Source organism: Phenylobacterium sp., assembly GCF_965229015.1.
Taxonomy (GTDB): Bacteria; Pseudomonadota; Alphaproteobacteria; order Caulobacterales; family Caulobacteraceae; genus Phenylobacterium.
In genome coordinates this window covers 1,005,275-1,030,620 of record NZ_CBDDIM010000002.1, presented here as the reverse complement: position 1 = coordinate 1,030,620, position 25,346 = coordinate 1,005,275, and the positions used below count along the sequence as shown (strand labels likewise).

Here is a 25,346-nt window from a genome sequence, read left to right as displayed (position 1 = left end):
CACTCTGTGTCATCCCGCATGAAGCGCGAAGCGCGGAAGTGCGGGACCCAGATGCGCGGGGCGTGCCTGAGGGATCGGTGAGTATGGGTCCCGCACTTCCGGCCTGCGGCCTACATGCGGGATGACACCGGATGTTGCTCGTGAGGTTTTCTGTTCAAAGGTCGGCGCTCACCACCGCAGCAACCGCCGCCCCGCCAGCGCCCCCAGCACCGCCACGGCCGCCATGCCCGCCGTGTACCAGATGGCGATGAAGGCCGCGGCGCTCTCGTTGCAGTGGAAGGCGTAGATCCAGGCGCCCATGGCCCCGGCGCAGCCCCCGGCCACCAGGCCTGACAGCACCAGGCGGGTGGGCGCCAGGCCGCGCAGGGCCCAGAGGGCGCCAGCCAGGATCGGCAGGCTGAGGATCACGATGCGCCAGGGGCAGACATCGGCGGAATCCCCCATCAGCATCGCCTGCCGGGTCGCCGCGTCGGCGCCAGCCAGCCGCACCACCGCCATCAGCCCCACCAGGCCGAAGGGGGCGGCCAGCGCCCAGGCCAGGGTGCGCACCGAGCCGCCCGGCCTCGCCACTCGGATCAGGGCCGCCGCCAGGACCGCCGAGCAGGCCAGGGTGTAGGCGAACTTCATCCAGAACATCGTCCCGGTCATGGCGTCCATAAGGTCGGGCCGGACCCCCAGCCAGACCACCATCAGCAGGGCCGAGAAGAAGGCGCCGCAGGATAGGCCGATCAGGACGCGGCGGGTCACCCACCATGGCGGGGCCGGCTCCAGATTGGCCGACAGCCGATCGATCAGCTCATCGGTTTTCATCGGCGCCTCCGAACCGGGCGGTGAGCGCCTTCAGGCCCCGGTGGACGGCGACCTTCACCGCCGTCTCGGTCAGGCCGTGCTTCTCGGCGGCCTCGCGGGTCGACAGGCCGTCGACCTTCACGTCGCGGATCAGGGCGCGGGTGCGGACCGAGACTTCCGCCAGCACACGGTCCAGGTCACGCTTGACCACCAGGTCCTCGGCCCCGCCGTCGGTGAACAGGCCGTCGGCCTCCTCCAGGGGCGAGGAGGGTCGGACCTTGGCCCGCCGCAGGTGGTCGATCATCTTGTAGCGCGCGATGGCGTAGGCCCAGGCGGTGAAGGGCTGCTGCGGATCATAGGTGGCGCGGCGGGTGTGCACGGCGATCAAGGTTTCCTGGACGAGGTCTTCGGCCTCCGGCGTTCCGAAGCCCAGCCGCCGCGCATAGTACCGGCGCAGGAGCCGTCCCAGCTCCCCCAGCAGGGCGCGATGCGCCGCGGCGTCGCCGGCCAGGCCGGCGAGCATCAAGGCCCGCAGTCGCGCTTCGGTCTGGTCCACGTGTCTGCCTCAGGTACGCGGCGACGGAGGTTTTCGTTACATTGAGCCTAGCTGTAACCGAACGCCAGGGCGCGGCGAACCTGTCGATGACCGCGCCGGACCGGCGCGCAAGGGAGCACCATCCGTGCGATCGACCCATATCCTGGCCCTGGCCCTCGGCCTGGCCGCCGCCCTCCCCGCCGCGGCCCAGCCCGCCCGGCCGCTCACGGTGGTGGAGTTGTTCACCAGCCAGGGCTGCTCATCCTGCCCGCCGGCCAACGCCAACCTGGCCCGGCTGGCCGACCGTCCCGAAGTTCTGGCCCTCTCCTTCGGGGTCACCTACTGGGACCAGCTCGGCTGGAAGGACACCTTCGCCAGCAAGCAATACACCGACCGCCAGTGGGCCTACGCCAAGGGCCTGCGCCACGCGCAGGTCTGGACGCCCCAAGTGGTGATCAACGGCCGCACCGACGTGGTGGGGACCCGGCTCGGCGAGATCGAGGGGGCGGCGCGCAAGGTTCCCCTGGCCGGCGGCCCACAACTCTCCGTGTCCGGCGGCGTGGTGACCATCGGGGCAGGCAAGGCGGCCAAGGCCGACGTCTGGCTGGTGCGCTATGACCCGGCCGTCGTCCAGGTGCCGGTCAAGCGCGGCGAGAACACCGGCAAGACCCTGCCCCACCGCAACGTGGTGCGCGAGCTGACTCGGCTTGGCGCCTATGGCGGCCAGGCCCTCACCTACCGTCTGCCGGCGGGCGCCGACCCCAGACTGAAGACCGCCATCCTGGTCCAGGCCGGCCCAGGCGGTCCGATCCTGGCCGCCGCCAAGACCTAGTCCTTCACCCCCACTCCTGACGTTCCCGTCCTCCGGCTTTCCGGATTCGGACGTCGAGAGCCTGCGCCGCCATCCCGGCCGCGCGCCCGTCGGCCTGCCCGACATTCAAGCCAGAGAGAAACCCCATGAAGACCCAACTCAGCCTGCTGACCGCCCTCGCCGTCCTCAGCCTCGCCGGCGCTGCGTCCGCCCAGATGGTCGGCGACAAGATGGCGACCGCCAAGCCGATGGCGACGGACGCGATGTCCAGCGACCACATGGCCTCCGACAGGATGGCCAAGGCCCCAGCCAAGAAGATGATGGTGAAGACGAAGAAGCCGGCCATGGCCAAGCCGATGGCCAAGAAGCCCGTGGCCGACGCCATGTCGACCGGCGCTATGGCCACCGACTCGATGATGAGCGCCAAGCACTGAGGCCCGCAGCCCTCCCCTCGCGGGGAGGGCCATTGCGGCTCTATTCCGCCGCCATCAGGGCCGGATGATCGTGCAAGGCGGGGTCCAGCCCCTTGCCCATCAGGTCGATGAAATTGTCGCGGTAGAAGGCCCGCTTGGCGACGTCCGAGGCGCCGTCGAGTGCGTCATTGAACCGCTTCAGCGGATTGCGGCCGCCCTCCACATGGGGGAAGTCCGACGAGAACAGGCACATCTCCGGGCCGGAATTGGCGATGATCCAGGCGGTGTCCTCGTGGGGATAGGGGGTCACCCGCAGTTGCCGGCGCAGGATCTCGCTGGGCTTGGCCGAGAGCTTCTGCAGCCGCTCCTCCTTGCCGAAGGCCGCGGCGCCGGAATCCATGAACCGCATCAGGCTGGGCAGCCACGACGCCCCCAGCTCGATGGCCCCGAACCTCAGCCTGGGGAACCGGTCGAACACCCCGTCGATCACCAGGGCCGAGAGGGTCTGCCAGACCGAGAGCGGGATCGCCATGAAGGTGAGCGAGGTGAAGTTCTCCGCCCCGCCGTGGAAGTCCAGCACCCGGGGGCCGCCGTTCTCCAGATAGGCCTCGTGCATCTTCTCCTCGCCGCCGACGTGGAACAGGATCGGCACGCCGGCCTCCTGGGCGACGGCCCACAGCGGATCGAGGCCCGCGTGGCTGGGGGAATGGTGCGGCGGGTGGCGCGAGGGGATGATCAGCCCCTTGCACCCCATCTCGATGGCCTCGCGGGCGATGTCGGCCGCCCGGTCGATATCCACCAGGGTGACATAGCCGGTGGCCAGGAGGCGGCGGTCCACCGAGCAGAAGTCGGTCATCATGCGGTTGTGGGCCCGCGCCCCGGCGACGGCGAGCTCGACCTCACCCATCTCCTCCAGGCCATAATTGCCGAGCGCCGCGGTGGTGAAGACCAGCTGGCTGGCGAAGCCCAGCATGTCCAGCGCCTTGGGCCGGTCGGTGTTGCGGAACGCCCCCAATGCCTGGAAGTTCTTGCGCAGGAGCAGGTTGGCCTCGTCCCCGGCGCGGAACTCCGGATCGTCGTGCAGGGCCTGGGCCTTGGCCGACCATTCGACCAGGGTGTTCTTCTTGGCGGTCTTCTCCGCGAAGGCTTCGCGGTGGCGGGCCTCCACATAGGGGATTATGGCGCCCGGAAGCTCCATGACGTGGCTGTCGGCGTCATGGATGGTCTGGCCCTCGACATAAGGCATGGCGGTTCTTCCCTGATGACGGCTTCTTTTCTTCCGCACAGTTCGAACCCAAGCGGCCTGGACGTCAAGCTGTTCGCCCGCCACCCGGCGGCGGTGGCCCGCGACCTGATCGGCATGATCCTGACCGTGGACGGGGTCGGCGGACGCATCGTGGAGACCGAGGCCTATCACCACGAGGATCCGGCCTCCCACGCCTTCACCGGGCCCACGGCGCGCAACGCCGCGATGTTCGGCCCCATCGGCCACGCCTATGTCTATCGCTCCTACGGCCTGCACTGGTGCCTGAACCTGGTCTGCGGGGAGGAACCCGGCAGCGCGGTCCTGATCCGCGCCCTGGAGCCCACGGCGGGGATCGATCTCATGCGCGAACGTCGCGGCGTGGAGCCTCTGCGCCTGCTCTGCTCGGGCCCCGGACGCCTATGCCAGGCGCTCGGCGTCACCCGCGAACATGACGGCGCGCGGCTGGACGCTCCGCCCTTCGACCTGGAGCCCTCGATGCGGGATTGGGAGATCGCGGTGGGACCGCGCATCGGCCTCACCAAGGGGGTGCAGACCCCCTGGCGCTACGGTCTGGCCGGCTCGAAATTCCTGAGCCGGCCGTTCCCGAAATCGTTCTAGAGTTGGGCGAGCAGGTAGTCCGCGGCCGAGACCTTGAATTCGCCGGGGGCCTCGACGTTGAGCTCCTTCACCACGCCGTCGTCGACGATCATGGAATAGCGCTGCGAGCGCAGGCCCAGGCCGAACTTGCTGGCGTCCATCTCCAGGCCCACGGCCTTGGTGAAGTCGCCGGCCGGATCGGCGATCATCAGCATGGTGTCCATGACGCCCTGGTTCTCGCCCCAGGCCTTCATGACGAAGGCGTCGTTCACCGACAGGCAGACGATGGAGTCGACGCCCTTGCCCTTGATCTGGTCGGCCAGCTCCTTGAAGCCGGGCACGTGCTTGGCCGAGCAGGTGGGGGTGAAGGCGCCGGGGACGGCGAAGAAGGCGACCTTCTTGCCGCCGAAGATCTCGTCGGTGGTGGTGGGCTTGGGGCCTTCGGCGGTCCCGGCGACGAGGTTGGCGCTGGGCAGCTTGTCGCCGACTTTGATGGTCATGGTCTCTCTCCCGTGATGGTCTTGAAGACCAGATAAACCCGCGAGGGCGGCGTTCAACGCAGAACTTCTGGGGTCGAGACTTGAAAGCGCCGCGATCACCCTCAAACTAGGGCCATGGACGAGGCGACCTTCCTGTCGGGGCAGCTCTTGATCGCCATGCCCGGCATCGGCGACCCGCGCTTCGAGCGCGCCCTGGTGCTGGTCTGCGCGCACGACGAGACCCACGCCATGGGCATAGCGGTCAACCGCCCCGTGGAGGGCCTGACCGTGCCCGACCTCCTCAAGCGGCTGGAGGTGAAGGCCGACATCGAGGTGCCGCCGGACCTGGTGCTGATCGGCGGACCCGTGCAGCGCGAGCGCGGCTTCGTGGTCCATACCGACGACTACAGCGCCGGCGACCACAGCATCGAACTGGGGGGCGGCGTGGCGCTGACCCCCACCCGCGAGGCGCTGGAGGCCATGGGCGCCGAGGACCATCCGCGCCGGTCCCTGCTGGCGCTCGGCTACGCCGGATGGGGCGCCGGCCAGCTGGAGCACGAGATCCGCGAGAACGTCTGGCTCACCTGCCCGGCCGACGAGGCCCTGATCTTCGGCCCCGACCACGAGCAGAAGTGGACCAAGGCGCTCGCCAAGCTCGGGGTGGACGCGAGCCTGCTGACGGCGGAGGCGGGCCGGGCCTAGACATCCTCCTCGCCCCCTTCAGGGGAGAGGAAGGAGCTGCGACGGCCGTTACCCCCGGGCCTTCACGGGCGCGGCGCCGTCCACATAGCTTTCGTTGAGATAGACCTCGGCCTCCTGGGGCGACAGGGCCGGGGCGTAGCCGAAGCCCTGGCCGTAGTCGCAGCCCACCGCCAGCAGGGCCTTGGCCATCTGGGCGTTCTCGACGCCCTCGGCCACGACCTCGAGCGCCAGGTCCTGGCCAAGCTTGACGACCGAGGAGACGATCTTCGCCGAGCCCTCGTTGGTGGCCATGGTGCGCACGAAGTAGCGGTCGATCTTCAGGGTGTCGAAGGGCAGGCGCGTCAGATAGCTGAGCGAGGAGAAGCCGGTGCCGAAGTCGTCCAGGGCCAGCGCCGCCCCGGCCTCGCGCAGGTTGCGCAGGATCACCGCGGCCCGGTCGGGGTCACGCATGACGTCGCCTTCGGTGACCTCCAGCTTCAGGGCGCCTGGGGGCAGGCCGGTCTCCCGGCGGATGCGCATGACGTCGGACACCAGGTCGGGGCGGTCGATCTCCCCGGTGGAGAGGTTCACCGCCACGGTCAGTTCGCCGGCCGCCCGGTGGTCGCGGCGCCAGACGGCGAGCTGTTCGGCGGCCTGGCGCATCATCAGGGCGCCCAGGTCGCTCATCAGCCCCATCTCGTCGCAGAGCGGCAGGAACTGGTCCGGCGACAGCAGGCCGCGGCGCGGGTGCTTCCAGCGCACCAGGGCCTCGAAGCCCGACAGCGCCCCGGTGGAGAGGCGGACGATGGGTTGGTAATAGGCGGTGAGCTCCCCGCGGCCGATGGCCCCGCGCAGGTCGCTCTCCAGGGCCAGGCGGGAAAGCCCGTCGGTCTCCATGGTCCGGCCATAGGCGGCTCCGCCGCCGCGGCCGTTGCTCTTGGCCGATTCCACCGCCAGCTCGGCCCGGCGCAGCAGCTCGGCGGCCTCGGGCGCCTCATCGCCGCCCATGGCCTCGACCGCGCCGATGGACAGGGTGGGATGGATGTCGAAGCCGGCCACCCGCAGGGGCTGTTCCAGGGCCTTGCGCAGCGTCTCGGCGGCGCTGATGGCGCGGATGGGGGTCAGCAGGGCGAACTCGTCCTCGCCGATACGGGCCATCAGGACGCCGGGCGGGAAGGCCGCGGCCATCCGCGAGCCCAGGGCGGCCAGCACCAGGTCGGCGCGCTCGTGGCCCAGGGCCTCGTTCAGCCGGCGCAGGCGGTCGAGGTCGGCCACCACCAGCTCGTGCACGCCGGGCGCCTGCAGGCGCTCGCGGGCCTGGGCGATGAAACTCTTGCGGTCCAGCAGGCCGGTCAGCTTGTCGACGTCGGAGGCGGCGAACTTGGTCTCGGGGGCGACCACCCCGGCGGCGCGCAGGCCTTCCTCCAGCCAGACTCCGCGCCAGATACAGACACCGCCGCCGCGCATCCGCAGGCGCACGGCGATCTCGCCGCCCGGCTCCTGCACGCGCAGGACATCCTCAGCCAGGGCCCGGTCCTGGGGCATGGCCAGCGCGCGCATGGCGGCCGACGAACATTCCGGCGCAAGGGGACCCAGGCCGAGCGCGCGGGACGCGCCGGTGATTCGAAGACGATCGCGCTCGGGCTCCCAGAGCCAGAGCGCCACGTCGGCGGCGCCCAACGCCTCAAGCGTCGTCGTGGCGTCCCAGATCCAACGGTCGTTCGCCATCGCCTCGACTAACTCTGGCCACGCGCCGGCTAGACCGACACTCCCTCGTCCGGCTCCAGTGTCGCGCGAAGCGGCGAGACAAGACCGAACAGGACATGATCTCGCCAAACGCCGTTAATTTTCAAATAAGCCTTGGCATATCCCTCCTCGGTGAACCCGGCACGGTTGAGCAGTTTTCGGCTCGGTTCATTGGTGGGAAGGCAGGCGGCCTCCAGACGATGGAGGGCCAGGGTGCGGAAGGAAAACAGGGTCAGGGCCCGGACGGCGGCCAGGGTTTGTCCTTGTCTTGCAAAGGGTTGGCCGCACCAGTAGCCCACCGAGCCCATCTGGGCGACGCCGCGGCGGACGTTGGACAGGGTGATGCCGCCGGTCAGGACCTCGTCCTTGGCCCGAAACACGAAAAACGGGTAGGCGCTTCCGGCCTCCCGATCGCGCGCATAGGCCGTCAGCCTGCGTCTGAACGCCGCGCGGCTGAGATCGTCGGCCGGCCAGGTCGGCTCCCAGGGCTGCAGGAAATCCCGGGATGCGGCGCGCAGTTCGCGCCATTCCTCGAAGTCGGCGTTGCGGGCCGGTCGCAGGAACACCCCCTCGCCCTCGACGCGTAGGCCGCTTTCCGGCGCGATCCAGTCCAGCAGGGCCATGGGGCGAAGGTCGGACGCGCCGCAGGGGGCGTCAAGCCCCGGACAGGCTCTAGCCGAACAGGGCCTTCTGGAAGGCGGCGGCGGCCTTCAGGGCGGGCTTGGGGCCCAGCACGCTGACGGCGGCGCGGCCGGGCTGCAGCAGGCTGGCGCCCAGGCGGGCGAGGTCGGCGGCTTCCACCGCGTCGATCTGGTCGGCGATCTCGGCGGGGGTCAGCAGCCGGCCGAACAGCAGCACCTGGCCGGCGGCCTGCTCGGCGCGGGACTGCAGGGCCTCGCGGGCCATGAACATGCCCGCCTTGAGCTGGGCCTTGGCCCGGGCGAGTTCGGCGGGCTCCACCTTGGTCGCCAGGTTCTGGATCTCGCCGGCGGCCACGCGGGCCAACTCGGCGGCGTCCTTGGCCGCGCAGCCGGCGAACACCCCCAGGACCCCGGTGTCGGCATAGGTCTCGGAATAGGCGTCCACGGCATAGGCCAGGCCGCGCTTCTCGCGGGCCTCCTGGAACAGCCGCGAGGCCATGCCGCCGCCGAGGATCTCGGCGAACAGGCGCAGGGGGAAATAGTCGTCGTGGCGGACCCCGACACTGGGCAGCAGGAACACCAGGTTGGCCTGCTCGAGGGACTTGGACGCCGTCTCCGTGCCGCCGGTGAAGGCGGCGGGCGCGGCGTCGGGGATGGGGGCGCCGACGGCCTGGCCGAAATCGCGTTCGGCCAGCGCCAGCACCTCGTCCTCGGTCACCGCCCCGGAGGCGGCGAAGATCAGGCTGTCGGGGGCGTAGAGGGCCGCCCGCCAAGCCGCCAGGGTCTCGGAGGTGGCGGGCGCGATGGAGGCGTCGGTGCCCAGGATCGAACGGCCGAGCGCCTGGTCCTTGAAGGCGGCCGCCTGGGCCATCTCGAACACCACGTCGTCGGGGGTGTCGGTGGCCTCGGCGATCTCCTGGCCCACCACCTGCTTTTCCCGGGCGAGATCGGCGGAGTCGATCACCGGGCGCTGGATCAGGTCGGCCAGCACGGCCGAGCCGAGGTCGAGGCCCCCCGCCAGGGCGCGGATCTGGAAGCTGGTGCGCTCGTAGCCGGTGGCGGCGTTGATGGAGCCGCCCTGGGCCTCCACCACCTCGACGATCTCCCGGGCCGAGCGGTCGCCCGCGCCCTTGAAGACCATGTGTTCGAGCAGATGGGACCAGCCGGAGCGGGCGGCGTCCTCGAACCGCGCGCCGCGGCCGGCGACGACGGACAGCGCCACGGTCTCAAGCCCGGGGACCGGGTCGCAGACGACGCGGACGCCATTGGAGAGGGTGTGAAGGGTGGCCAGGATCAGCTTTCCGCGAAGGCCCGGACATAGGCCTTGATGGTGTCGGCGTCGGCCGGCAGGCGATCGAACCGCTCGGGCTTGCCCGCCAGGTTCTGGGCGCTGCGCGGCATGACCGGCGTCTCGCCGCAGGCGGCGCTGACGGCCTCGGGGAACTTGGCGGCGTGGGCGGTGGAGAGCACGATGATCGGGTCGGTGATGTCCCGGGCGCGGCGCAGGGCCGCTATGCCCACGGCGGTGTGCGGGTCGATCAATTCGCCGGTCTCGTTGAGGGTGGCGACGATGGAGCCGCTGGTCTCGCGCTCATTGATCGAGACCCCCACAAAGGTCTCGCGCATCATCGCCAGGGCGCCGGGCGGGATGTCGATGACCCCGGTCTCGCCGAAGGCCTGGAAGGCGCGGGCCGTCTCGGTCCCTTCGCGGCGGACGCCCTCGAAATAGAGCCGCTCGAAGTTGGAGGCCGACTGGATGTCCATGGCCGGCGACTGGGTCTGGGCCACCACGCCGCGGCTGTAGCGGCCGTCCTGGAAGGCGCGGGCCAGGATGTCGTTGGAATTGGTGGCGACGATGATCTTGGAGATCGGCAGGCCCATGCGCTTGGCCATGAAGCCCGCGAAGCCGTCGCCGAAATTGCCCGAGGGCACGGCGAAGGCCACCGGCCGGTGCGGGGCGCCGATCGCGACGGCGCTGGTGAAGTAATAGACCGCCTGGGCGACGATGCGGGCGAAGTTGATGGAGTTGACCGCCGACAGGCCCACGGCCTGCTTGAGGACCTGGTCGCCCAGGGCGTCCTTCAGGATCGCCTGGCAATCGTCGAAGGTGCCCGACACCGCCAGGCAGCGCACATTGGCCTCGGCCGCGGTGGTCATGAAGCGGCGCTGCACCTCGCTGATGCGGCCGTCCGGGAACATGGCGACGATGCGGGTGTTGGCGCGGCCGCGGAAGGCCTCCACGGCCGCCCCGCCGGTGTCACCGGAGGTGGCGCAGAGGATGGTCTGGGTGCGCTTCTGGGCGCCGAGCACGTGGTCGCTGAGCCGGGCCAGCAGTTGCATCGCGACGTCTTTGAACGCCAGGCTCGGCCCGTGGAACAGCTCGGCCATGAAGCCGCCCGGATAGAGCTGCTTCACCGGCACGACGGCGGCGTGGGTGAAGGTGGCGTAGGCCTCGGCGCACATGTCGGCCAGGGTCTCGCGGGGGATCTCGTCGCCGACGAAGCGGGTCAGGATCTCGGCGGCCACGTGGGCGTAGGGCTTGCCGGCGAAGGCGGCGATCTCGCTGTGTGTGAGGCTCGGCCATTCCTCGGGCACGTAGAGGCCGCCATCGGGCGCCAGGCCCGCGAGGATCGCATCGACAAAGCCGACCGAGGGCGACTGCCCCCGCGTAGAAACGTACCGCATCAAGCCTTCCACCACCGCCAGAGCATGGCGGCATAGACGGCGACCAAGGCGCCCGCAAGGCCGAACCAGGTGAGCGCGTATTCCAGGTGGCGGTTGGGAATCTCCGCCGGCAGGGGCTGGGGCTTCAGGGCCTGCCAGGTCGGATTGGAGCTCGTCTCGGCGGTCAGGATGACGGGGGCCGGCGACGGCGCCTTCAGATGGGCGGCCATGGCGGGGATGTCGCGGGAGTACCAGTGGTTGCCCGCCACGTCGTTCTTCGGGGTCACGAAGCTGGCCTTGTCGGGCGAGCGCAGCACGCCCACCAGACGCACCGGGGTGCGGTCGGCCAGGTCCACGGGCGGACGGGCCGAGATGGTGTCGGCCACGAAGCCGCGGTCCACCAGGATGGTGCGGTACTTGGCGCTCTCCACCGCGCAGGCCGAGATCAGCCGCAGGCCGGCGCCGCTCTCACGGACGGAATAGAGCTCGAGATAGGGGGCGCTGCCGAGACCCGGGCAATCGACGACCACGCGGGTGAAGTCGGCGTTGGCGCCGTGGGCCAGGGCGTCGAGGGCGCCGCCCAGGGGCTTGGCCGGGGCGGCCTGCAGGGCGGCGATCCGGGCGAGCAGGTCTTCCTTCCAGGCCAGGCGCTGAAGCTGCCAGGTCCCCAGCCAGACCAGGATGGCCGCGGCGATCAGGGTGGCGATGGTCAGGCCGAGGGGAAAGCCCTTGCGGGGCCCGGGGTCAACCCTGTCCGTCATGTCGGGCCTCGGACGCCCTGTTGGCGAACTGGGCCGCCAGCATGATCCCCTTCATGGGCCGCAGCAGGCCCAGGCACAGGAACAGCGTCAGGGGCAGCCAGATGATCATGGTCACCCAGACCGGGGGATTGAAGGAGAACTGGGTGAAGAGGGCGCCGAAGCAGGCCAGGAAGCCCGCGATCAGGATCACAAAGACGGCGGGGCCGTCGCCGGAGTCGGCCTTGGCCAGATCGTAGCCGCACGCCTCACAGCGTGCGGCTACTTTCAGGAAGCCGTCGAAGAGAGGTCCCTCTCCGCAGTTCGGACAGCGGCCCGCGAGCCCCGCCAGCAGCGGATTGTGACCACTCATGGGTTAGTGCGCTCCAGCCGCTCCGCCGAAGACGACGTAGATGAAGGCGAACAGGAACAGCCAGACCACGTCCACGAAGTGCCAGTACCAGGCCGCGGCCTCGAAGCCGAAGTGCTGCTTGGGGGTGAAGCCGCCGCCCAGCAGGCGGATCAGGCAGACCGTCAGGAAGATGGTGCCGATCAGGACGTGGAAGCCGTGGAAGCCGGTGGCCATGAAGAAGGACGAACCGTAGAGGCCGGCGTTGGTGGCCGCTTCGCTGAAGAAGTACTTGTGCTCCAGGATGTGGTGGTACTCGTAGGCCTGGATCGAGGTGAACATCACGCCGAGCAGGATGGTGAGGACCAGGCCGATCTTGGCGCCCTTGCGGTCGCCGGTCTGCAGCGCGTGGTGGCTCCAGGTGACGGTGGTGCCCGAGAGCAGCAGGGTCAGGGTGTTGACCAGGGGCAGGTTCCAGGCCGGCACCAGCTCGACGCCGGCGGGGGGCCAGGTGGCCCAGGCCGTGCGGACTTCCTCGATGGAGGACAGCGTCCGGGCCTCGTGGAACAGGGCCATCTCGAAGAAGATCCAGAACCAGGCCACGAAGAACATCACTTCCGAAGCGATGAACATGATCATGCCGTAGCGCAGGCCGATGGCGACGACTGGGGTGTGGTCGCCCTGGTTGGCTTCCTTCACCACGTCCATCCACCAGCCGAGCATGGTGTAGAGCACGCCGGCCAGGCCCGCGTAGAAGACCCAGGGGGTGTGCTGGGGCAGGCCGAACAGGCCCTTCATCCAGACCACGCCGCCCAGCGCCATCACCGTCGCGGAGATGGACCCGACGAGGGGCCAGGGGCTGGGATTCACCAGGTGGTAGTCGTGCTTGACGTCGCCGGCAGACATTATCGGTCCTAACCCCTCTCAAATCTCAAAGCCGTGGGCGCCTCTCCGCAGCCCGCGGCAGTCTCAGCGGAGGCTATAGCCCCGCCTTGGTGTTTCCGCCAAGGGCCGAAGGCGCCTTGGCCTGCGATGCATCGGCGCGCCGGCTGGCCTTCTCCGCGTCGACCGACGGGAAGAAGGTGTAGGACAGCGTCACCTCGGGCTTGCCCTTGGTCTCGAAGTCCGACGCATATTTCGGATCGACGAAGTAAACCACGGGAAACTCGATGGTTTTTCCGGCCGGAATGGTCTGGTCGGAGAAGCAGAAGCATTCGAGCTTCTGGAAATAGGCTCCGGCCGACTCCGGCACGACATTGTACATGGCCCGGCCCGTCATCGCGGTGGAGCCGTTGTTGGTGACCTTGAAATAGGCGAGGCCCGTTTCGCCGATTCGCACCGTCTGGGAGGTCTGCTCGGCGGTGAACGTCCAGGGCAGCTCGCGGATATTGGTGTCGAAGCGGACCAGCAGCTTGCGGTCCAGCACCGTGTCGGGCGCCACCTCGGCCCGGCGCACGGCGCCGTCGAAGCCGGTGAGCTGGCAGAAGGCCTTATAGAGCGGGACCGAGGCGTAGGCCGCGCCGACCATGCCGAGGAAGGTGACGCCGCAGATCACGCCGATCAGGCGGTTGCGGCGGGCCTGCGGGGAGAGCGAGGGCTTAGGCATGGGGCGCATTGGCTCCCAGACGGACCAGGGTGACGATAAAGACCAGGATCACGAACAGCACCAGGCCGAGGGCCAGGGCGATATTGCGGCCGCGTCGGGCCTTGGCGTCCACCGGACCTTCGTTCTGCGGGTCGCTCATCAAAAACCTCCGAAGGCGGGCAGGTCGAGGAGATGCTCGGCCAGCAGGGTGGCGAACAGCAGGGTCAGGTAGAGGATCGAGAAGGCGAAGAGGTTGCGGGCGTCCTTGGCCGCGGCCTTGACGTCATAGAGGCCGTCGTCCTGTCGCGGATCGGCCGCGTCCCCGGCCCGGCTCTTGAAGACCCGCCAGGCCAGGATGAGGAAGATCACGCCCCCGCCGGCCGCCACCGCCAGATAGGTCAGGCCGCCCAGGCCGGTGAAGGCCGGGACCAGGCAGAGGGGGGTGAACAGCAGGCTGTAGATCAGGATCTGCTTGCGGGTGGAGGCCGCGCCGGCCACCACCGGCATCATCGGCACGCCGGCCTTCTCGTAGTCCTCGCTGGTGTAGAGCGAGAGCGCCCAGAAGTGGGGCGGGGTCCACATGAAGATGATGGCGCACAGCAGCCAGGCGTTCAGGGGGACGGTTCCCGTCGCCGCGGCCCAGCCGATGACCGGCGGCAGGGCGCCGGCCAGGCCGCCGATGACGATGTTCTGCGGCGTCGAGCGCTTCAGCCACATCGTATAGACCACGGCGTAGAAGACGATGGTGAAGGCCAGCAGGGCGGCGGCCAGCCAGTTCACGGTCATGCCCAGCAGCATGACGGAGAACATCGACAGCACCACGCCCAGGGCCAGGGCGTCGGCGCCCTGGACACGACCGGCCGGAACCGGGCGGCCGCGGGTGCGGCGCATCTTGGCGTCGATGTCGGCGTCGAACCACATGTTCAGGGCCGCCGAGGCGCCCGCCCCCACGGCGATGCAGAAGATGGCGATGGCGCCCAGGATCGGGTTGATCGGCGAGTCGGCGCAGACCATGCCGGTGATGGCGGTGAACACCACCAGGGACATCACCCGCGGCTTCAGGAGCTGCAGGAAGTCCTGCCAGCGCGCGGGGGCGCGGCTCGTGGGAAGGGCTGACGACATCGCCATGGCTATACTCTCAACAGACGAAGGGCGCGCGCCGGAAGGTTCCAGCCCGCGCCCCTCTTGAAGTCTTTGGCGAGGACCGGACCTAGTGGAGGTCGGGCTTGATCACCGGCAGCTCGTTGAACTGGTGGAACGGCGGCGGCGAGGACAGGGTCCACTCCAGCGTCGTGGCGCCTTCGCCCCAGGGATTGGCCTCGGCCTTGCGGCGCGACACGGCGGCTTCCAGGAGCATCACCAGGAAGACCACCACGCCCGAGGCGGTGATCAGGTAGCCGATGGTGGACACCTGGTTCCAGAGGGTGAAGGCCTCCGGATAGTCCACGTAGCGGCGGGGCATGCCCTGCAGGCCGAGGAAGTGCTGCGGGAAGAAGATCAGGTTCACCCCGATGAAGGTGATCCAGAAGTGCAGCGCGCCGAGCCACTCGCGGTACTTCACGCCCCAGATCTTCTCGAACCAGTAGTAGAAGCCCGCGAAGATCGCGAACACGGCGCCGAGGCTGAGCACGTAGTGGAAGTGGGCCACGACGTAATAGGTGTCGTGCAGGCTGTAGTCGATGCCCGCATTGGCCAGCACCACGCCGGTCACGCCGCCGACGGTGAACAGGAAGATGAAGCCCATCGCCCAGAGCATGGGCGTCTTGAAGTCGATGGAGCCGCCCCACATCGTGGCGATCCAGGAGAACACCTTCACCCCGGTGGGCACCGCGATGACCATGGTCGCGGCCACGAAATAGGCCCGCAGATTGATGGTCATGCCGACCGTGTACATGTGGTGCGCCCACACGACGAAGCCGATGAAGCCGATGGCCACCATGGCGTAGGCCATGGCGAGGTAGCCGAAGACGGGCTTCTTGGAGAAGGTCGAGACGATGTGGCTGATCATGCCGAAGCCGGGCAGGATCAGGATGTACACTTCCGGGTGCCCGAAGAACCAGAACAGGTGCTGGTACATGACCGGGTCGCCGCCGCCGGCGGCGTCGAAGAAGTGCGTGTGGAAGTTGCGGTCGGTCAGCAGCATGGTGATCGCGCCGGCCAGGACGGGCAGCGAGAGCAGCAGCAGGAAGACGGTCACCAGGATCGACCAGACGAACAGCGGCATGCGGTGCAGGGTCATGCCCGGCGCGCGCATGTTGAAGATGGTGGTGATGAAGTTGATGGCGCCGAGGATCGAGCTGGCGCCGGCCAGGTGGACCGACAGGATGGCGCAGTCCATCGCCGGACCGGTGTGGCCCGTGGTGGAGAGCGGCGGATAGAGCGTCCAGCCGCCGCCGAAGCCGCGGCCCGGGCCGCCGTCGACGAACATCGAGGTGAGCAGCATCACCCAGGCGGCCACCAGCAGCCAGAAGGAGATGTTGTTCATCCGCGGGAAGGCCATGTCCGGCGCGCCGATCATCAGCGGCACGAACCAGTTGCCGAACCCGCCGATCATGGCGGGCATGACCATGAAGAAGATCATGATCAGGGCGTGAGCGGTGACCACGGCGTTGTAGCCGTGCTTGGAGGCTTCCACGACGCCGAGCTGGTCGAGGAGCGAGCCCTTGGTGAAGACCTGGATCCCCGGCTCGAACAGCTCCCAGCGGATCAGGCCCGACAGCGCCCCACCGACGATCCCGGCCATGATGGCGAAGATCAGGTAGAGGGTGCCGATGTCCTTGTGGTTCGTCGAGAAGAACCAGCGGGTGAAGAACCCGGGCTTGTGGTCGTGATCGTCGTGATGATCGTGAGCGGCGGCATGTGCCATCGTACGCGTGTCCTGGATCAGTGCGCGGCCGGCGCCGGAGCAGGCGCAGGCGGCGTGGAGGTCGGCGTCGCGGCGGCGGGAGCCGGCGCGGCGGGATTGGTCGGGGAGGCCGGAGCCGGCGCGGTGGCCGAGACCGGGACCGCGGCGTCCGCCGCGGCCGGGGCCGCGGGCTTGGCGCCGACGGCCGAACCGCCCTTGGCGGCGACCCAGGCGTCGAACTCGGCCTGGCTCACGGCGTGGACCTCGATGGGCATGAAGGCGTGGTCGACGCCGCACAGCTCACGGCACTGACCGTAATAGATCCCCGGACGGTCCACCTTGAACCAGGTCTCGTTGACCCGGCCGGGGACGGCGTCGGTGATCACCCCGAAGGAGGGGACCGCGAAGGCGTGGATCACGTCGGCGCCGGTGACCAGCACGCGGACGACCTGGTTGACCGGCACCACCAGGGGCTCGGTGGCCGCCAGGCGATAGGGGACGTTCTTGGCCTTGGCCTCGTCCTCGGGAAGGATGTTGGAGACGAACTCCCCGATCTTGTTGTCCGGGTATTCGAAGCCCCAGTACCACTGATACCCCGTGGCCTTCACCGTCATGTAGGGCTTGGGCATGTCGTGGTAGGCGAACAGCAGCTTGAACGAGAAGATCGAGATGAACATCAGGATCAGGACCGGGACCACCGTCCAGATCACCTCGATCGGGGTGTTGTGGCTCCACTTGGCCGGGATCGGATTGGACCGCTTGTTGTAGCGGATCACGATCCACACCAGCAACCCCAGCACGAACAGGCAGATCACCGTGATGATCGGCAGCAGGATCATGTTGTGGAAGAAGATGGCGTCCTCACGCAGCGGGGTCACCCCCGGCTGCAGGTCGATCGCCCCCGGCGTGGGCTGACCCACGCGATCCTCAGCCGCCAGGGCGGTGAGGCCCCAAAACGCTGTCATTGCGCCCGCGGCGGCGCCTGCCGCCAGCGCTCGCATACCCTGAAACCTCGACTTCATGTCCCCTCGGTCTGCTTGGCCGGCTGCGTCTCGCCTTGAAGCGATCGCCCCCGCCGCCGTCATAGAAGATCGCGCCCCGCAACTGACGAGGCCCGGCCCTTCAGCGGGGTGCATACGCGCTCACCGAGGCCTTGCCAAGGAAGATTGAGGCGAATCAAGGCGGGGTTTGACGGCCGTCAGCCGGTTGCATGACGGGCCTGGGGGCGGAGGCTTGATCTGCGTCTTCGCCTGCGACCTTCGGACGATGTGACGCACCCTGGTCAGACCCTGGCTCGACGAGCGGCGGAAGACCGCGCCAAGGGGCCGAACGCCGCCTCCGCAGGCGGTTTGGGGTGACGTTCGCGCCGCGAGCCCCTATCTCTGAGGCCAGTTCAGACAAGGCGCCGCGCTCATGAATGCTCACTCCCCCGCCCCCTCGATCCTGGATTCCGCCGGCGTCTCGCCCGAACGGGCCCGCCAGATCCTGGGGGACGCTCTCCAGGGGGCCGACGACGGGGAGCTGTTCGTGGAGCGCTCGGAAAGCGAATCGTTCCTGTTCGACGACGGCCGCCTGAAGTCGGCGGCCTATGATTCGTCGGAGGGCTTCGGCCTGCGGGTGGTTGCAGGCGAGACCGCCGGCTACTCCCACTCCAGCGAGATCTCCGAGGCCTCGATCCGCCGCGCGGCGGCCTCCGCCTCGCTCGCCAAGCGCGGCTATTCCGGCGGCGCCGACGAGGCCCCGCGGGCCACCAACACCAAGCTGTATGGCGAGGACGATCCCACCGCCTCCCCGGTCTTCTCCGAGAAGGTGGCCCTGCTGCAGGAGATCGACGCCTGGTGCCGCGACCGCGATCCGCGCGTCGTCCAGGTCATGGCCTCGCTGTCGGGGGAGCGCCGCACGGTGGAGATCCTGCGGGCCGACGGCCGGCTGATTCGCGACGTGCGGCCCCTGTCGCGCATCAACGTCCAGATCACCGTCGAGAAGGACGGCCGCCGCGAGAACGGCTTCACCGGCGCCGGCGGCCGCGCCGGCTTCGAGGCCTGGATCGGCGCCGCCAACTGGCAGGAGCAGGCCGAGGAGGCGCTCCGCCAGGCCCTGGTGAACCTGGAGGCCGTCCCCTGCCCCGCCGGCGAGATGGACGTGGTCCTCGGCGCCGGCTGGAACGGCATCCTGCTGCACGAGGCCGTCGGCCACGGGCTGGAGGGCGACTTCAACCGCAAGGGCACCTCGGCCTTCGCCGGCCGCATCGGCGAGCGGGTGGCGGCCAAGGGCGTCACCGTCTTCGACGACGGCTCCCTGCCCGGCCGCCGCGGCTCGCTCACCGTCGACGACGAGGGCACGCCCACCGAGCGCACGGTGCTGATCGAGGACGGCATCCTGGTGGGCTACATGCACGACCGGATGAGCGCCCGGCTGATGGGCATGAAGGCCGGCGGCAACGGCCGGCGGCAGTCCTACGCCCACATGCCCATGCCGCGGATGACCAACACCGCCATGGACAACGGGACGACCCCGCGCGCGGAGATGATCGAGGCCACCAAGCGCGGCCTCTACTGCGCCAATTTCGGCGGCGGCCAGGTGGACATCACCAACGGCAAGTTCGTCTTCCAGTGCACCGAGGCCTACCTGATCGAGGACGGCAAGATCACCACTCCGGTGAAGGGCGCCACCCTGATCGGCGACGGCCCGTCGGCGCTCACCCGGGTCACCATGATCGGCGACGACTTCGACTTCGATCCCGGCGTCGGCGTGTGCGGCAAGTCGGGCCAGAGCGTCCCGGTCGGCGTCGGCCAGCCCTCGCTGAAGATCACCGGCCTCACTGTGGGCGGGACCAGCGTCTAGGCGCCGAACATGACCGCGAATTCACATACCGCCGGTTGACATAGGAACTACGTCTGTAAATTTTCGGAATTACAGGCGTAGTCCGCGAGCGCCCGGACTGACCCATTGGCGATGGTTACGGGCATTTAATTGGCGTGACTCCCTGAGCGCAGGCACCTCTGCGCGCATTGGGGGAACCGTCACATGATACCTGCTCTGAGCCTCGTCGCCGTCCTGGCGGCCGCCGCGCCGGCCATGGCCACGGCCCAGCCCGCCCCCGCGACCCAGGGCGTGATCAGCTACCCTCCGGCCTATTTCGCTGAGCAGCGCCCCGCCACGGCCCTGGACATGGTCCAGCGCCTGCCCGGCTTCTCCATCGACGGCGGCGACGACGTCCGCGGCTTCGAGGGTTCGGCCGGCAACATCCTCATCGACGGCGCCCGGCCCACCTCCAAGACCGACGACATCGAGGAGATCCTGCGCCGTATCCCCGCCGCCCTGGTGGACCATATCGAATTGATCCGCGGGGGCGCCCCGGGCATCGACATGCAGGGCAAGTCGGTCCTGGCCAATGTCGTCAAGACGAAGGGCTCGGGTTTCCAGGGCCTCATCGCGCTCGCCAACAATCACGTCATGGACGACGGTCGTAACAGCTCCGGCGTCCGGCTGGAGGCCTCCGGCCAGGCCGGTCGCGGCTCCTGGGAGGGCGGCCTGCGCTATGGTCAGGGGATCGACGACGGCGCCGGGCCCGGCCGCCATGTCCAGCTCAAGCCCGACGGGACCCCGCTCGTCGTGTCGGACATCGACAGCCACGGCCGCGCCTATCAGTGGATCGTGACCGGCGCCTACGAGACGCCCTTCGCGGGCGGCAAGCTGAAGCTCAACACGCGCGGCTTCTGGAATTGGTACGAGTTCAACCAGCTGGACTGGATCAAATTCCCAGCCCCGGCCCTGGAGTCGGTCACCTACAGCGACGATGAGTACCAGGCCGAGTTCGGCGGCCGCTACGAACGAGGCTTGGGCGCGCGCACCAATCTGGAACTGATCGGCCTTCAGAAGCTGGCCGGGCACGACATCGTCTCACCCTTCCGCTCAGCGGGCTTCAACGGCGACTTCTACCTCGACCAGAAGACCAGCGAGACCATCGGCCGCGCGGTGCTGAAGTTTCGCCTGAGCGACAGCCTCTCCTTCGAGGCGGGCGGCGAAGGCGCGCTGAATATCCTGGAGAGCGAGACCGACCAGCTCAGCAACGGGGTCCCCGACACCCTGCCGGCCGGCGACGTGAAGGTGACCGAGACCCGCGGCGAGGCCTTCGGCAAGGCGGTCTGGAAGCCCTTCAGCGCCCTGACCCTGGAAGGCGGCCTGCGCTACGAGGGGTCGTCCCTCACCTCCGAGGGCGACGTCGCTCTTGAAAAGACCCTCTACTTCCTCAAGCCGAGGGTGGCGGGCAGCTGGGCGCCGGACGCCAGGAGCCAGGTCCGCTTCAGCTATGAGCGCGTCGTCGGTCAGCTCGATTTCCAGGACTTCGTGGCCGACTCTTCCCCCAACAACGGTGGGTTCGCCGTCGGCAATCCGAACCTGACGCCGGAACAGGCCTGGGTGACGGAATTGGCCGTCGAGCGCCGCTTCTGGACCAAGGGCGCGGTGGTGCTCACCCTGCGCCACTCCAAGCTCACCGATGTCATCGACCGGGCCCCGATCTTCGCCGGAAGCCAGGTGTTCGACGCCCCCAGCAATATCGGCGACGGGACCAAGGACGAGCTGATCCTCAACGCCACCCTGCCCCTGGACGCCCTTCTGAAGGGCGCGCAGCTGCGTGGCGTGTCGACTTGGCGGCGTTCGGAGGTCACCGACCCCACCACCGGCGAAAAGCGCGAGATCTCCGGCCTGCGGCCCCTGGAATGGGAGGCCCATTTCACCCATGACCTGCCGCAGTGGCGGATGAACTGGGGCGTGGACGCCTTCGGGGCCTGGCGCGAGACCTCCTACAAGTACAACGCCATCTACACCGACAAGCTGAAGACCTTCGTGATCCTGTTCGCCGAGTGGAAACCCAAGCCGGACCTCACTGTCCGCGCCGAGTTGAACAACGCCACCGAGCGCGGCTTCCGACACACCACCACCGCCTATGCCGGCCCCCGCAGCACCGCCCCCGTGAAGTACGTGGACGACAGTGACGTCCAGTTCGGCCGCGGCCTCTATATCCGGGTGAGAAAGACCTTCTAGCCGCGGGTTTTCCGCAAACCTTTCCGCGATTTAATCCACCTTACGGGCATTTAATTGGCCTCGCCCTCGGACCCCAGGCCACCTGCGGGCGCCACTGGGGACCTGTCACATGCTACCTCTCCGCACTCTCGCCGCCGCCCTGCTCGTCAGCGCCGCGCCCGCCGCCGCCCTGGCCCAGACCACCGGCGCCCAGGGCCTCATCAGCTATCCCCCGGCCTTCTTCGCCGAACAGCGGCCGGTGACGGCCTATGACATGGTCTCCCGCCTGCCCGGCTTCAGCATCGACACCGGCGACGACAGCGTCCGCGGCTTCGAGGGCGCGGCCGGCAACGTCCTGATCGACGGCGGCCGCCCCACCTCCAAGACCGACAACCTGGAGGACATCCTGCGCCGCATCCCGGCGGGCCAGGTGGACCACATCGAGCTGATCCGCGGCGGGGCGCCGGGGATCGACATGCAGGGCAAGTCGATCCTGGCCAATGTCGTCAAGACGAAGGGCGGCGGCCTGCAGGGCCTGGTCCAGGTGGGCCAGAACCTGGCCTATGACGGCCGCTACAAGTTCGGGGTCCGCGTCGAGGGCTCCGGCCCCGCCGGCCCCGGCGCCTGGGAAGGCAGCCTGCGCTACGGCGAGGGCATCGATGACGGCTGGGGCGCGGGCCCGCACGTGCGGGTGAGCCCCACCGGCGCGGTGCTGGAGCGTTCGGACATCGACTCCCACGGCAACGTGCACCAGTGGATCGGGTCGGGCGCCTACGAGGCCAAGGCCTTCGGCGGCAAGCTGCGGGTCAACGGCCGGTTCCTGGACGACCACTATCGCAGCAACGAGCTGAACTGGGGTCGCTTCCAGGCGCCGGTCCTGCAATCCTCGGGCGAACGCCAGGACCGCTTCCAGGTCGAACTGGGCGCCAACTACAAGCACGAGCTTGGCCCCCGCACCAGCCTGGAGCTGCTGGGTCTGCGCCAGACCGAGGACTACAGCTACGAGGCCGGGTTCCGCTCCCCGCCCGACATCGCGGCCTTCTCCCTGGGCAAGGACATCAGCGAGACCATCGGGCGCGGGGTGCTGAAGTTCCGCCAGTCGGAGACCCTGTCCTGGGAGGCCGGGGCCGAGGCGGCGCTCAACAAGCTGGAGAGCCAGACCGCCTATGCCGAGAACGGCGTTCCCATCGCCCTGCCGGCGGCCAATGTCACGGTGGAGGAGAAGCGCGGGGAGGTCTTCCTCAAGACCGTCTGGCGGCCGATCCCGGCCTGGACCCTCGAGGGCAGCGTCCGCGAGGAGGGCTCGGCCATCTCCTCCGACGGCGACGTCTCGCTGGAGAAGACCCTCTATTACACCAAGCCCCGGATCGCGGCGACCTGGGCGCCCAGCGCCAACACCCAGGTGCGGGTGCGCTTCGAGCGCGTCGTGGGGCAGCTCAACTTCGACGACTTCGTGGCCACCTCCTCGCTCGGGACCGGGGTGCTCACCGCCGGCAATCCGGACCTGGCGCCGGAGCAGGCCTGGGTGACCGAGGCGGCCTTCGAGCAACGGTTCTGGAAGAAGGGCGCCGCGGTGCTCACCCTGCGCCACTTCGCCCTCAGTGACGCGGTGGACCGCGCCCCGATCTACGGCCCGTCAGGCCCCTTCGACGCGCCGAGCAACATCGGCGACGGGACCAAGGACGAACTTCAGGCCACCCTCACCCTGCCCCTGGACCGCCTGATCCCCGGGGGCGAATTGCGCGGCGACGCCACCTGGCGCCGCTCGGAGGTCACTGACCCCACCACCGGCGCCAAGCGCGAGATCTCGGGCCTGCGGCCGCTGGAATGGGAGGGCCACTTCACCCAGGACCTGCCGCGCTGGCGGGCCACCTGGGGGCTCGACGCCTACGGCGCCTGGCGGCGGACCTATTACCGCTTCGACGAGATCTCCACCGACAAGTTGAAGACCTATGTCACCCTGTTCGGGGAGTGGAAGCCCCGGGCGGACCTGCTGGTGCGGGTGGAGATCCAGAACCTGACCGAGCGCGGCTTCCGCCACACCCGCCAGGTCTATGCCGGCCCCCGCAACACCAGCCCCCTGGACTTCGTCGACGACCGCGACATCCAGGTCGGCCGGATGTTCTACGTCCGGGTGCGCAAGAGCTTCGGCTAGAGCCGGAGCCTTCCTCCCCCGCGAAGCGGGGGAGGAAGCTCGTCGCCTACAGTTCCGGATGCGCCGGGGCTTCCACGCCGTGGGCCCAGCCGCGGACCAGGAAGCTGATGAGGATGAAGAACACCCCGCAGCCGATCCCGGCCCAGCCGAGCTTGCTGAAGCCGTCGATGGAGGTGGCGAGCGCCGCCTGCGGATCCAGGACCTGACCGCCGATGCTCTCCGACCCCATCAGGCCGGCGATCTTGCCGCCGACGAACTGGGCGATGGAGGAGGACAGGAACCAGACCGCCATCATGAAGCTCACCACCGAGGGCAGGGAGAGCTTGGTGATCTCCGACAGGCCGACGGGCGACAGGAAGAGCTCGCCGGTGGTGTGGAGCAGATAGAGCACCCCCAGCAGCATCAGCGGCACCCGGAAGGTGGCGTCCGCCAGCCCCGCGCCCCAGACCACCACCAGGAAGCCCAGGCCCACCTGGACCAGGCCCAGGCCGAACTTCATGGTCGGGTTGAGGTCGAGATTGTGGGTGGCGAGATAGGCCCACATCGCCGCGAAGATCGGCGCGAAGATGAGGATGAAGCCGGCGTTGAAGGACTGGGTCTGGGCGGCCCCGATGGTGGCGTCGACGAAGAAGACGCTGGAGGGATCCAGACCGATGGCGCGAATCTGATCGGGGGTTCCCACCGGGATCCCCAGGAAGGTCACCGCGTGCTGGGTGATGGTCATGTCGACATTGGTCGAGGCGAACAGGTTCAGCGATGTGCCGGCCTGCTCGAACAGGGTGAAGAACACCACCGCCCCGAAGATCAGGATCACCGCCAGCATCATCCGCTGGCGCTCGACCCAGGTTTTGCAGGCGAAGACGATGACCGCCAGGATGACCGCCAGCGAGGCGAGGGTCGAGACGATCAGGGCCGTGCCGACGATGTCGTTGTGGGGCACCAGCAGCCAGACCAGGCCGACCCCCAGGACGGCGGCGATATAGATCAGCCACTCGCGGTTGATGGGGCCGATCAGGGGCTTGGCCAGCAGCTCCGGGTTCGGCGGCTCGCCGTGGCCCATCAGGTGCTTCTTGCCCAGGACGAAGACCACGAAGCCGGCGGCCATGCCGACGCCGGCCAGGCCGAAGCCGGCCCACCAGCCCACCGTCTGGCCCAGCAGGCCGCAGAGGATCGAGGCCCAGAAGGCGCCGAGATTGATGCCGTAATAGTAGAGGGTGAAGCCGGAATCCCGCCGCGGATCGCCCTGCGGATAGAGCTGTCCGACGATGGTGGAGATATTGGGCTTGAGGAAGCCCACCCCCATGATGATCAGCGAGACGGCCAGGTAGAAGGCGTTCACCCCGGTCTTGTCCTGGGTGGTCTCCATCTTGAAGCTGTCCTTGGGCAGGACCGACGGCAGCGGGCCGCCGTCGCCCAGGCCCTTGATCTCCAGGCCGCCGCCCTCGGCGGGTCCGAACTCGTAGGACTTGCCGGCGACGATCAGCTGGACCTTGCGGGCGTCGACGCGGCCCTGGGAGGCCACCTCATAGCTCTGGCCCGCATAGACCAGATTCTGGGTGGCGGGCTTGCCCTCGTACGCCATCATCGAGTGACCGGCCACCAGCAGCAGTGCGCCGAAGGCCACCGCCTTGCGGGTGCCGAGATAGCGGTCGGCCAGCAGGCCCCCCAACAGCGGCAGCAGATAGACCAGCGCCGTGTAGGAGCCGTACTGGGCCGAGGCCGTCGCCTGGTCGAACAGCAGGTGCTGGGTCAGGTAGAAGATCAGGATGGCGCGCATGCCGTAGTAGGAGAAGCGCTCCCACATCTCGGCGAAGAACAGGATGATCAGCCCGCGCGGGTGGTTTTTCAAAAGCTGGAGGAGCACGGGAATCCCGGTCACGAGCGTGACGAGAATCCCCAGCATGACGACGAGGTTTATCATGAAGACGGTCTTCCGATCCCTTGGGAGGCCGGCGCTTCACGGGGTTGTTTCACCCCCGCCGGGCTTGTTTGGCGGGAGAAGATCACGGGCAAGTCGCCAGCACAAGCAAGCGGCCACCCCTCCC

Annotated in this window: 24 protein-coding genes; 7 read left to right on the top strand and 17 right to left on the bottom strand. The window is 68.8% G+C overall.

Features of this window, described 5'->3' with window-relative positions:
- Window positions 1-168: 168 nt before the first annotated feature.
- Both ACO06I_RS21215 and ACO06I_RS21210 read right to left on the bottom strand, forming a co-directional pair.
- Complete coding sequence (locus ACO06I_RS21215; RefSeq protein ID WP_421934606.1) at window positions 169-810, bottom strand: NrsF family protein; 642 nt, start codon at window positions 808-810, stop codon at window positions 169-171.
- On the bottom strand, window positions 797-1,345 hold the full coding sequence (locus tag ACO06I_RS21210; RefSeq protein WP_421934605.1) for a sigma-70 family RNA polymerase sigma factor: 549 nt from the start codon (window positions 1,343-1,345) through the stop codon (window positions 797-799). Before ACO06I_RS21210 ends, ACO06I_RS21215 begins: the two co-directional genes overlap by 14 nt.
- 124 nt (window positions 1,346-1,469) lie before the next feature.
- On the opposite strand from ACO06I_RS21210, the gene ACO06I_RS21205 reads away from it, so the two are divergent.
- The gene (locus ACO06I_RS21205) at window positions 1,470-2,156 is read left to right on the top strand and encodes a DUF1223 domain-containing protein (protein WP_421934604.1); all 687 of its coding nucleotides are present in this window, start codon (window positions 1,470-1,472) and stop codon (window positions 2,154-2,156) included.
- A 125-nt stretch (window positions 2,157-2,281) separates the two neighbouring features.
- Entirely contained in the window at window positions 2,282-2,569 is a 288-nt protein-coding gene (locus ACO06I_RS21200; RefSeq protein WP_421934603.1) for a hypothetical protein, read from the top strand.
- Between the two features lie 40 nt (window positions 2,570-2,609).
- Here ACO06I_RS21200 and ACO06I_RS21195 read toward each other — a convergent pair whose 3' ends face one another.
- Window positions 2,610-3,794, bottom strand: coding sequence for an amidohydrolase family protein (locus tag ACO06I_RS21195; RefSeq protein WP_421934602.1), 1,185 nt, complete (start codon window positions 3,792-3,794; stop codon window positions 2,610-2,612).
- A 15-nt stretch (window positions 3,795-3,809) separates the two neighbouring features.
- Between ACO06I_RS21195 and ACO06I_RS21190 the strand changes: the two genes are divergently transcribed.
- A complete protein-coding gene (locus ACO06I_RS21190; RefSeq protein ID WP_421934601.1) occupies window positions 3,810-4,412 on the top strand; it encodes a DNA-3-methyladenine glycosylase in 603 nt (200 codons plus the stop codon).
- On the opposite strand, the gene ACO06I_RS21185 is transcribed toward ACO06I_RS21190, so the two are convergent.
- Entirely contained in the window at window positions 4,409-4,891 is a 483-nt protein-coding gene (locus ACO06I_RS21185) for a peroxiredoxin (protein WP_421934600.1), read from the bottom strand. The genes ACO06I_RS21190 and ACO06I_RS21185 overlap by 4 nt on opposite strands.
- Before the next feature lie 114 nt (window positions 4,892-5,005).
- Between ACO06I_RS21185 and ACO06I_RS21180 the strand changes: the two genes are divergently transcribed.
- A complete protein-coding gene (locus tag ACO06I_RS21180) occupies window positions 5,006-5,572 on the top strand; it encodes a YqgE/AlgH family protein (protein WP_421934599.1) in 567 nt (188 codons plus the stop codon).
- 48 nt (window positions 5,573-5,620) lie between these two features.
- Here the strand turns inward: ACO06I_RS21180 and ACO06I_RS21175 are convergent, their stop codons facing one another.
- From ACO06I_RS21175 to coxB, 12 genes are all read right to left on the bottom strand, one after another.
- Complete coding sequence (locus ACO06I_RS21175) at window positions 5,621-7,279, bottom strand: putative bifunctional diguanylate cyclase/phosphodiesterase (protein WP_421934598.1); 1,659 nt, start codon at window positions 7,277-7,279, stop codon at window positions 5,621-5,623.
- Window positions 7,280-7,308: 29 nt separating this feature from the next.
- The gene (locus ACO06I_RS21170) at window positions 7,309-7,920 is read right to left on the bottom strand and encodes a GNAT family N-acetyltransferase (protein WP_421934597.1); all 612 of its coding nucleotides are present in this window, start codon (window positions 7,918-7,920) and stop codon (window positions 7,309-7,311) included.
- A 49-nt stretch (window positions 7,921-7,969) separates the two neighbouring features.
- Window positions 7,970-9,232 carry a M16 family metallopeptidase gene (locus ACO06I_RS21165; protein WP_421935113.1) on the bottom strand — a complete coding sequence of 421 codons (1,263 nt, stop codon included), beginning with the start codon at window positions 9,230-9,232 and terminating at the stop codon, window positions 7,970-7,972.
- Window positions 9,232-10,623, bottom strand: a complete 1,392-nt coding sequence (gene thrC / locus ACO06I_RS21160) for a threonine synthase (protein ID WP_421934596.1) — start codon at window positions 10,621-10,623, stop codon at window positions 9,232-9,234. Before thrC ends, ACO06I_RS21165 begins: the two co-directional genes overlap by 1 nt.
- Window positions 10,623-11,363 carry an SURF1 family protein gene (locus ACO06I_RS21155; RefSeq protein ID WP_421934595.1) on the bottom strand — a complete coding sequence of 247 codons (741 nt, stop codon included), beginning with the start codon at window positions 11,361-11,363 and terminating at the stop codon, window positions 10,623-10,625. Before ACO06I_RS21155 ends, thrC begins: the two co-directional genes overlap by 1 nt.
- Complete coding sequence (locus tag ACO06I_RS21150; RefSeq protein ID WP_421934594.1) at window positions 11,347-11,712, bottom strand: DUF983 domain-containing protein; 366 nt, start codon at window positions 11,710-11,712, stop codon at window positions 11,347-11,349. The genes ACO06I_RS21155 and ACO06I_RS21150 overlap by 17 nt, the downstream gene beginning before the upstream one ends.
- A 3-nt stretch (window positions 11,713-11,715) precedes the next feature.
- Window positions 11,716-12,594: a cytochrome c oxidase subunit 3 gene (locus ACO06I_RS21145; protein WP_421934593.1), complete on the bottom strand. Its 879-nt coding sequence runs from the start codon at window positions 12,592-12,594 to the stop codon at window positions 11,716-11,718.
- Between the two features lie 73 nt (window positions 12,595-12,667).
- Window positions 12,668-13,294 carry a cytochrome c oxidase assembly protein gene (locus ACO06I_RS21140; RefSeq protein ID WP_421934592.1) on the bottom strand — a complete coding sequence of 209 codons (627 nt, stop codon included), beginning with the start codon at window positions 13,292-13,294 and terminating at the stop codon, window positions 12,668-12,670.
- Window positions 13,287-13,433 carry a hypothetical protein gene (locus tag ACO06I_RS21135; RefSeq protein WP_421934591.1) on the bottom strand — a complete coding sequence of 49 codons (147 nt, stop codon included), beginning with the start codon at window positions 13,431-13,433 and terminating at the stop codon, window positions 13,287-13,289. Before ACO06I_RS21135 ends, ACO06I_RS21140 begins: the two co-directional genes overlap by 8 nt.
- Window positions 13,433-14,401, bottom strand: a complete 969-nt coding sequence (gene cyoE / locus ACO06I_RS21130; protein WP_421934590.1) for a heme o synthase — start codon at window positions 14,399-14,401, stop codon at window positions 13,433-13,435. Before cyoE ends, ACO06I_RS21135 begins: the two co-directional genes overlap by 1 nt.
- A gap of 82 nt (window positions 14,402-14,483) precedes the next feature.
- Entirely contained in the window at window positions 14,484-16,139 is a 1,656-nt protein-coding gene (gene ctaD / locus ACO06I_RS21125) for a cytochrome c oxidase subunit I (RefSeq protein ID WP_421934589.1), read from the bottom strand.
- 17 nt (window positions 16,140-16,156) lie between these two features.
- Window positions 16,157-17,140, bottom strand: coding sequence for a cytochrome c oxidase subunit II (gene coxB / locus ACO06I_RS21120; RefSeq protein ID WP_421934588.1), 984 nt, complete (start codon window positions 17,138-17,140; stop codon window positions 16,157-16,159).
- 391 nt (window positions 17,141-17,531) lie between these two features.
- On the opposite strand from coxB, the gene tldD reads away from it, so the two are divergent.
- From tldD to ACO06I_RS21105, 3 genes are all read left to right on the top strand, one after another.
- The gene (gene tldD, locus ACO06I_RS21115) at window positions 17,532-18,962 is read left to right on the top strand and encodes a metalloprotease TldD (protein WP_421934587.1); all 1,431 of its coding nucleotides are present in this window, start codon (window positions 17,532-17,534) and stop codon (window positions 18,960-18,962) included.
- Window positions 18,963-19,145: 183 nt separating this feature from the next.
- Window positions 19,146-21,167: a TonB-dependent receptor plug domain-containing protein gene (locus tag ACO06I_RS21110; RefSeq protein ID WP_421934586.1), complete on the top strand. Its 2,022-nt coding sequence runs from the start codon at window positions 19,146-19,148 to the stop codon at window positions 21,165-21,167.
- A gap of 109 nt (window positions 21,168-21,276) precedes the next feature.
- Window positions 21,277-23,301, top strand: coding sequence for a TonB-dependent receptor plug domain-containing protein (locus ACO06I_RS21105; protein ID WP_421934585.1), 2,025 nt, complete (start codon window positions 21,277-21,279; stop codon window positions 23,299-23,301).
- Window positions 23,302-23,347: 46 nt separating this feature from the next.
- Here the strand turns inward: ACO06I_RS21105 and ACO06I_RS21100 are convergent, their stop codons facing one another.
- The gene (locus ACO06I_RS21100; protein ID WP_421935112.1) at window positions 23,348-25,219 is read right to left on the bottom strand and encodes a peptide MFS transporter; all 1,872 of its coding nucleotides are present in this window, start codon (window positions 25,217-25,219) and stop codon (window positions 23,348-23,350) included.
- Window positions 25,220-25,346: the final 127 nt, after the last annotated feature.

Bases quoted from the DNA above. Each gene is read 5' to 3' on its own strand.
- coxB (WP_421934588.1), bottom strand. From the start codon at position 17,140: ATGAAGTCGAGGTTTCAGGGTATGCGAGCGCTGGCGGCAGGCGCCGCC.
- ACO06I_RS21140 (WP_421934592.1), bottom strand. From the start codon at position 13,294: ATGCCTAAGCCCTCGCTCTCCCCGCAGGCCCGCCGCAACCGCCTGATC.
- ACO06I_RS21170 (WP_421934597.1), bottom strand. From the start codon at position 7,920: ATGGCCCTGCTGGACTGGATCGCGCCGGAAAGCGGCCTACGCGTCGAG.
- ctaD (WP_421934589.1), bottom strand. From the start codon at position 16,139: ATGGCACATGCCGCCGCTCACGATCATCACGACGATCACGACCACAAG.
- ACO06I_RS21145 (WP_421934593.1), bottom strand. From the start codon at position 12,594: ATGTCTGCCGGCGACGTCAAGCACGACTACCACCTGGTGAATCCCAGC.
- ACO06I_RS21200 (WP_421934603.1), top strand. From the start codon at position 2,282: ATGAAGACCCAACTCAGCCTGCTGACCGCCCTCGCCGTCCTCAGCCTC.
- ACO06I_RS21110 (WP_421934586.1), top strand. From the start codon at position 19,146: ATGATACCTGCTCTGAGCCTCGTCGCCGTCCTGGCGGCCGCCGCGCCG.
- ACO06I_RS21195 (WP_421934602.1), bottom strand. From the start codon at position 3,794: ATGCCTTATGTCGAGGGCCAGACCATCCATGACGCCGACAGCCACGTC.
- ACO06I_RS21190 (WP_421934601.1), top strand. From the start codon at position 3,810: ATGACGGCTTCTTTTCTTCCGCACAGTTCGAACCCAAGCGGCCTGGAC.
- tldD (WP_421934587.1), top strand. From the start codon at position 17,532: ATGAATGCTCACTCCCCCGCCCCCTCGATCCTGGATTCCGCCGGCGTC.
- ACO06I_RS21105 (WP_421934585.1), top strand. From the start codon at position 21,277: ATGCTACCTCTCCGCACTCTCGCCGCCGCCCTGCTCGTCAGCGCCGCG.
- ACO06I_RS21185 (WP_421934600.1), bottom strand. From the start codon at position 4,891: ATGACCATCAAAGTCGGCGACAAGCTGCCCAGCGCCAACCTCGTCGCC.
- thrC (WP_421934596.1), bottom strand. From the start codon at position 10,623: ATGCGGTACGTTTCTACGCGGGGGCAGTCGCCCTCGGTCGGCTTTGTC.
- ACO06I_RS21180 (WP_421934599.1), top strand. From the start codon at position 5,006: ATGGACGAGGCGACCTTCCTGTCGGGGCAGCTCTTGATCGCCATGCCC.
- ACO06I_RS21135 (WP_421934591.1), bottom strand. From the start codon at position 13,433: ATGAGCGACCCGCAGAACGAAGGTCCGGTGGACGCCAAGGCCCGACGC.
- ACO06I_RS21155 (WP_421934595.1), bottom strand. From the start codon at position 11,363: ATGACGGACAGGGTTGACCCCGGGCCCCGCAAGGGCTTTCCCCTCGGC.
- ACO06I_RS21175 (WP_421934598.1), bottom strand. From the start codon at position 7,279: ATGGCGAACGACCGTTGGATCTGGGACGCCACGACGACGCTTGAGGCG.
- ACO06I_RS21150 (WP_421934594.1), bottom strand. From the start codon at position 11,712: ATGAGTGGTCACAATCCGCTGCTGGCGGGGCTCGCGGGCCGCTGTCCG.
- ACO06I_RS21215 (WP_421934606.1), bottom strand. From the start codon at position 810: ATGAAAACCGATGAGCTGATCGATCGGCTGTCGGCCAATCTGGAGCCG.
- cyoE (WP_421934590.1), bottom strand. From the start codon at position 14,401: ATGGCGATGTCGTCAGCCCTTCCCACGAGCCGCGCCCCCGCGCGCTGG.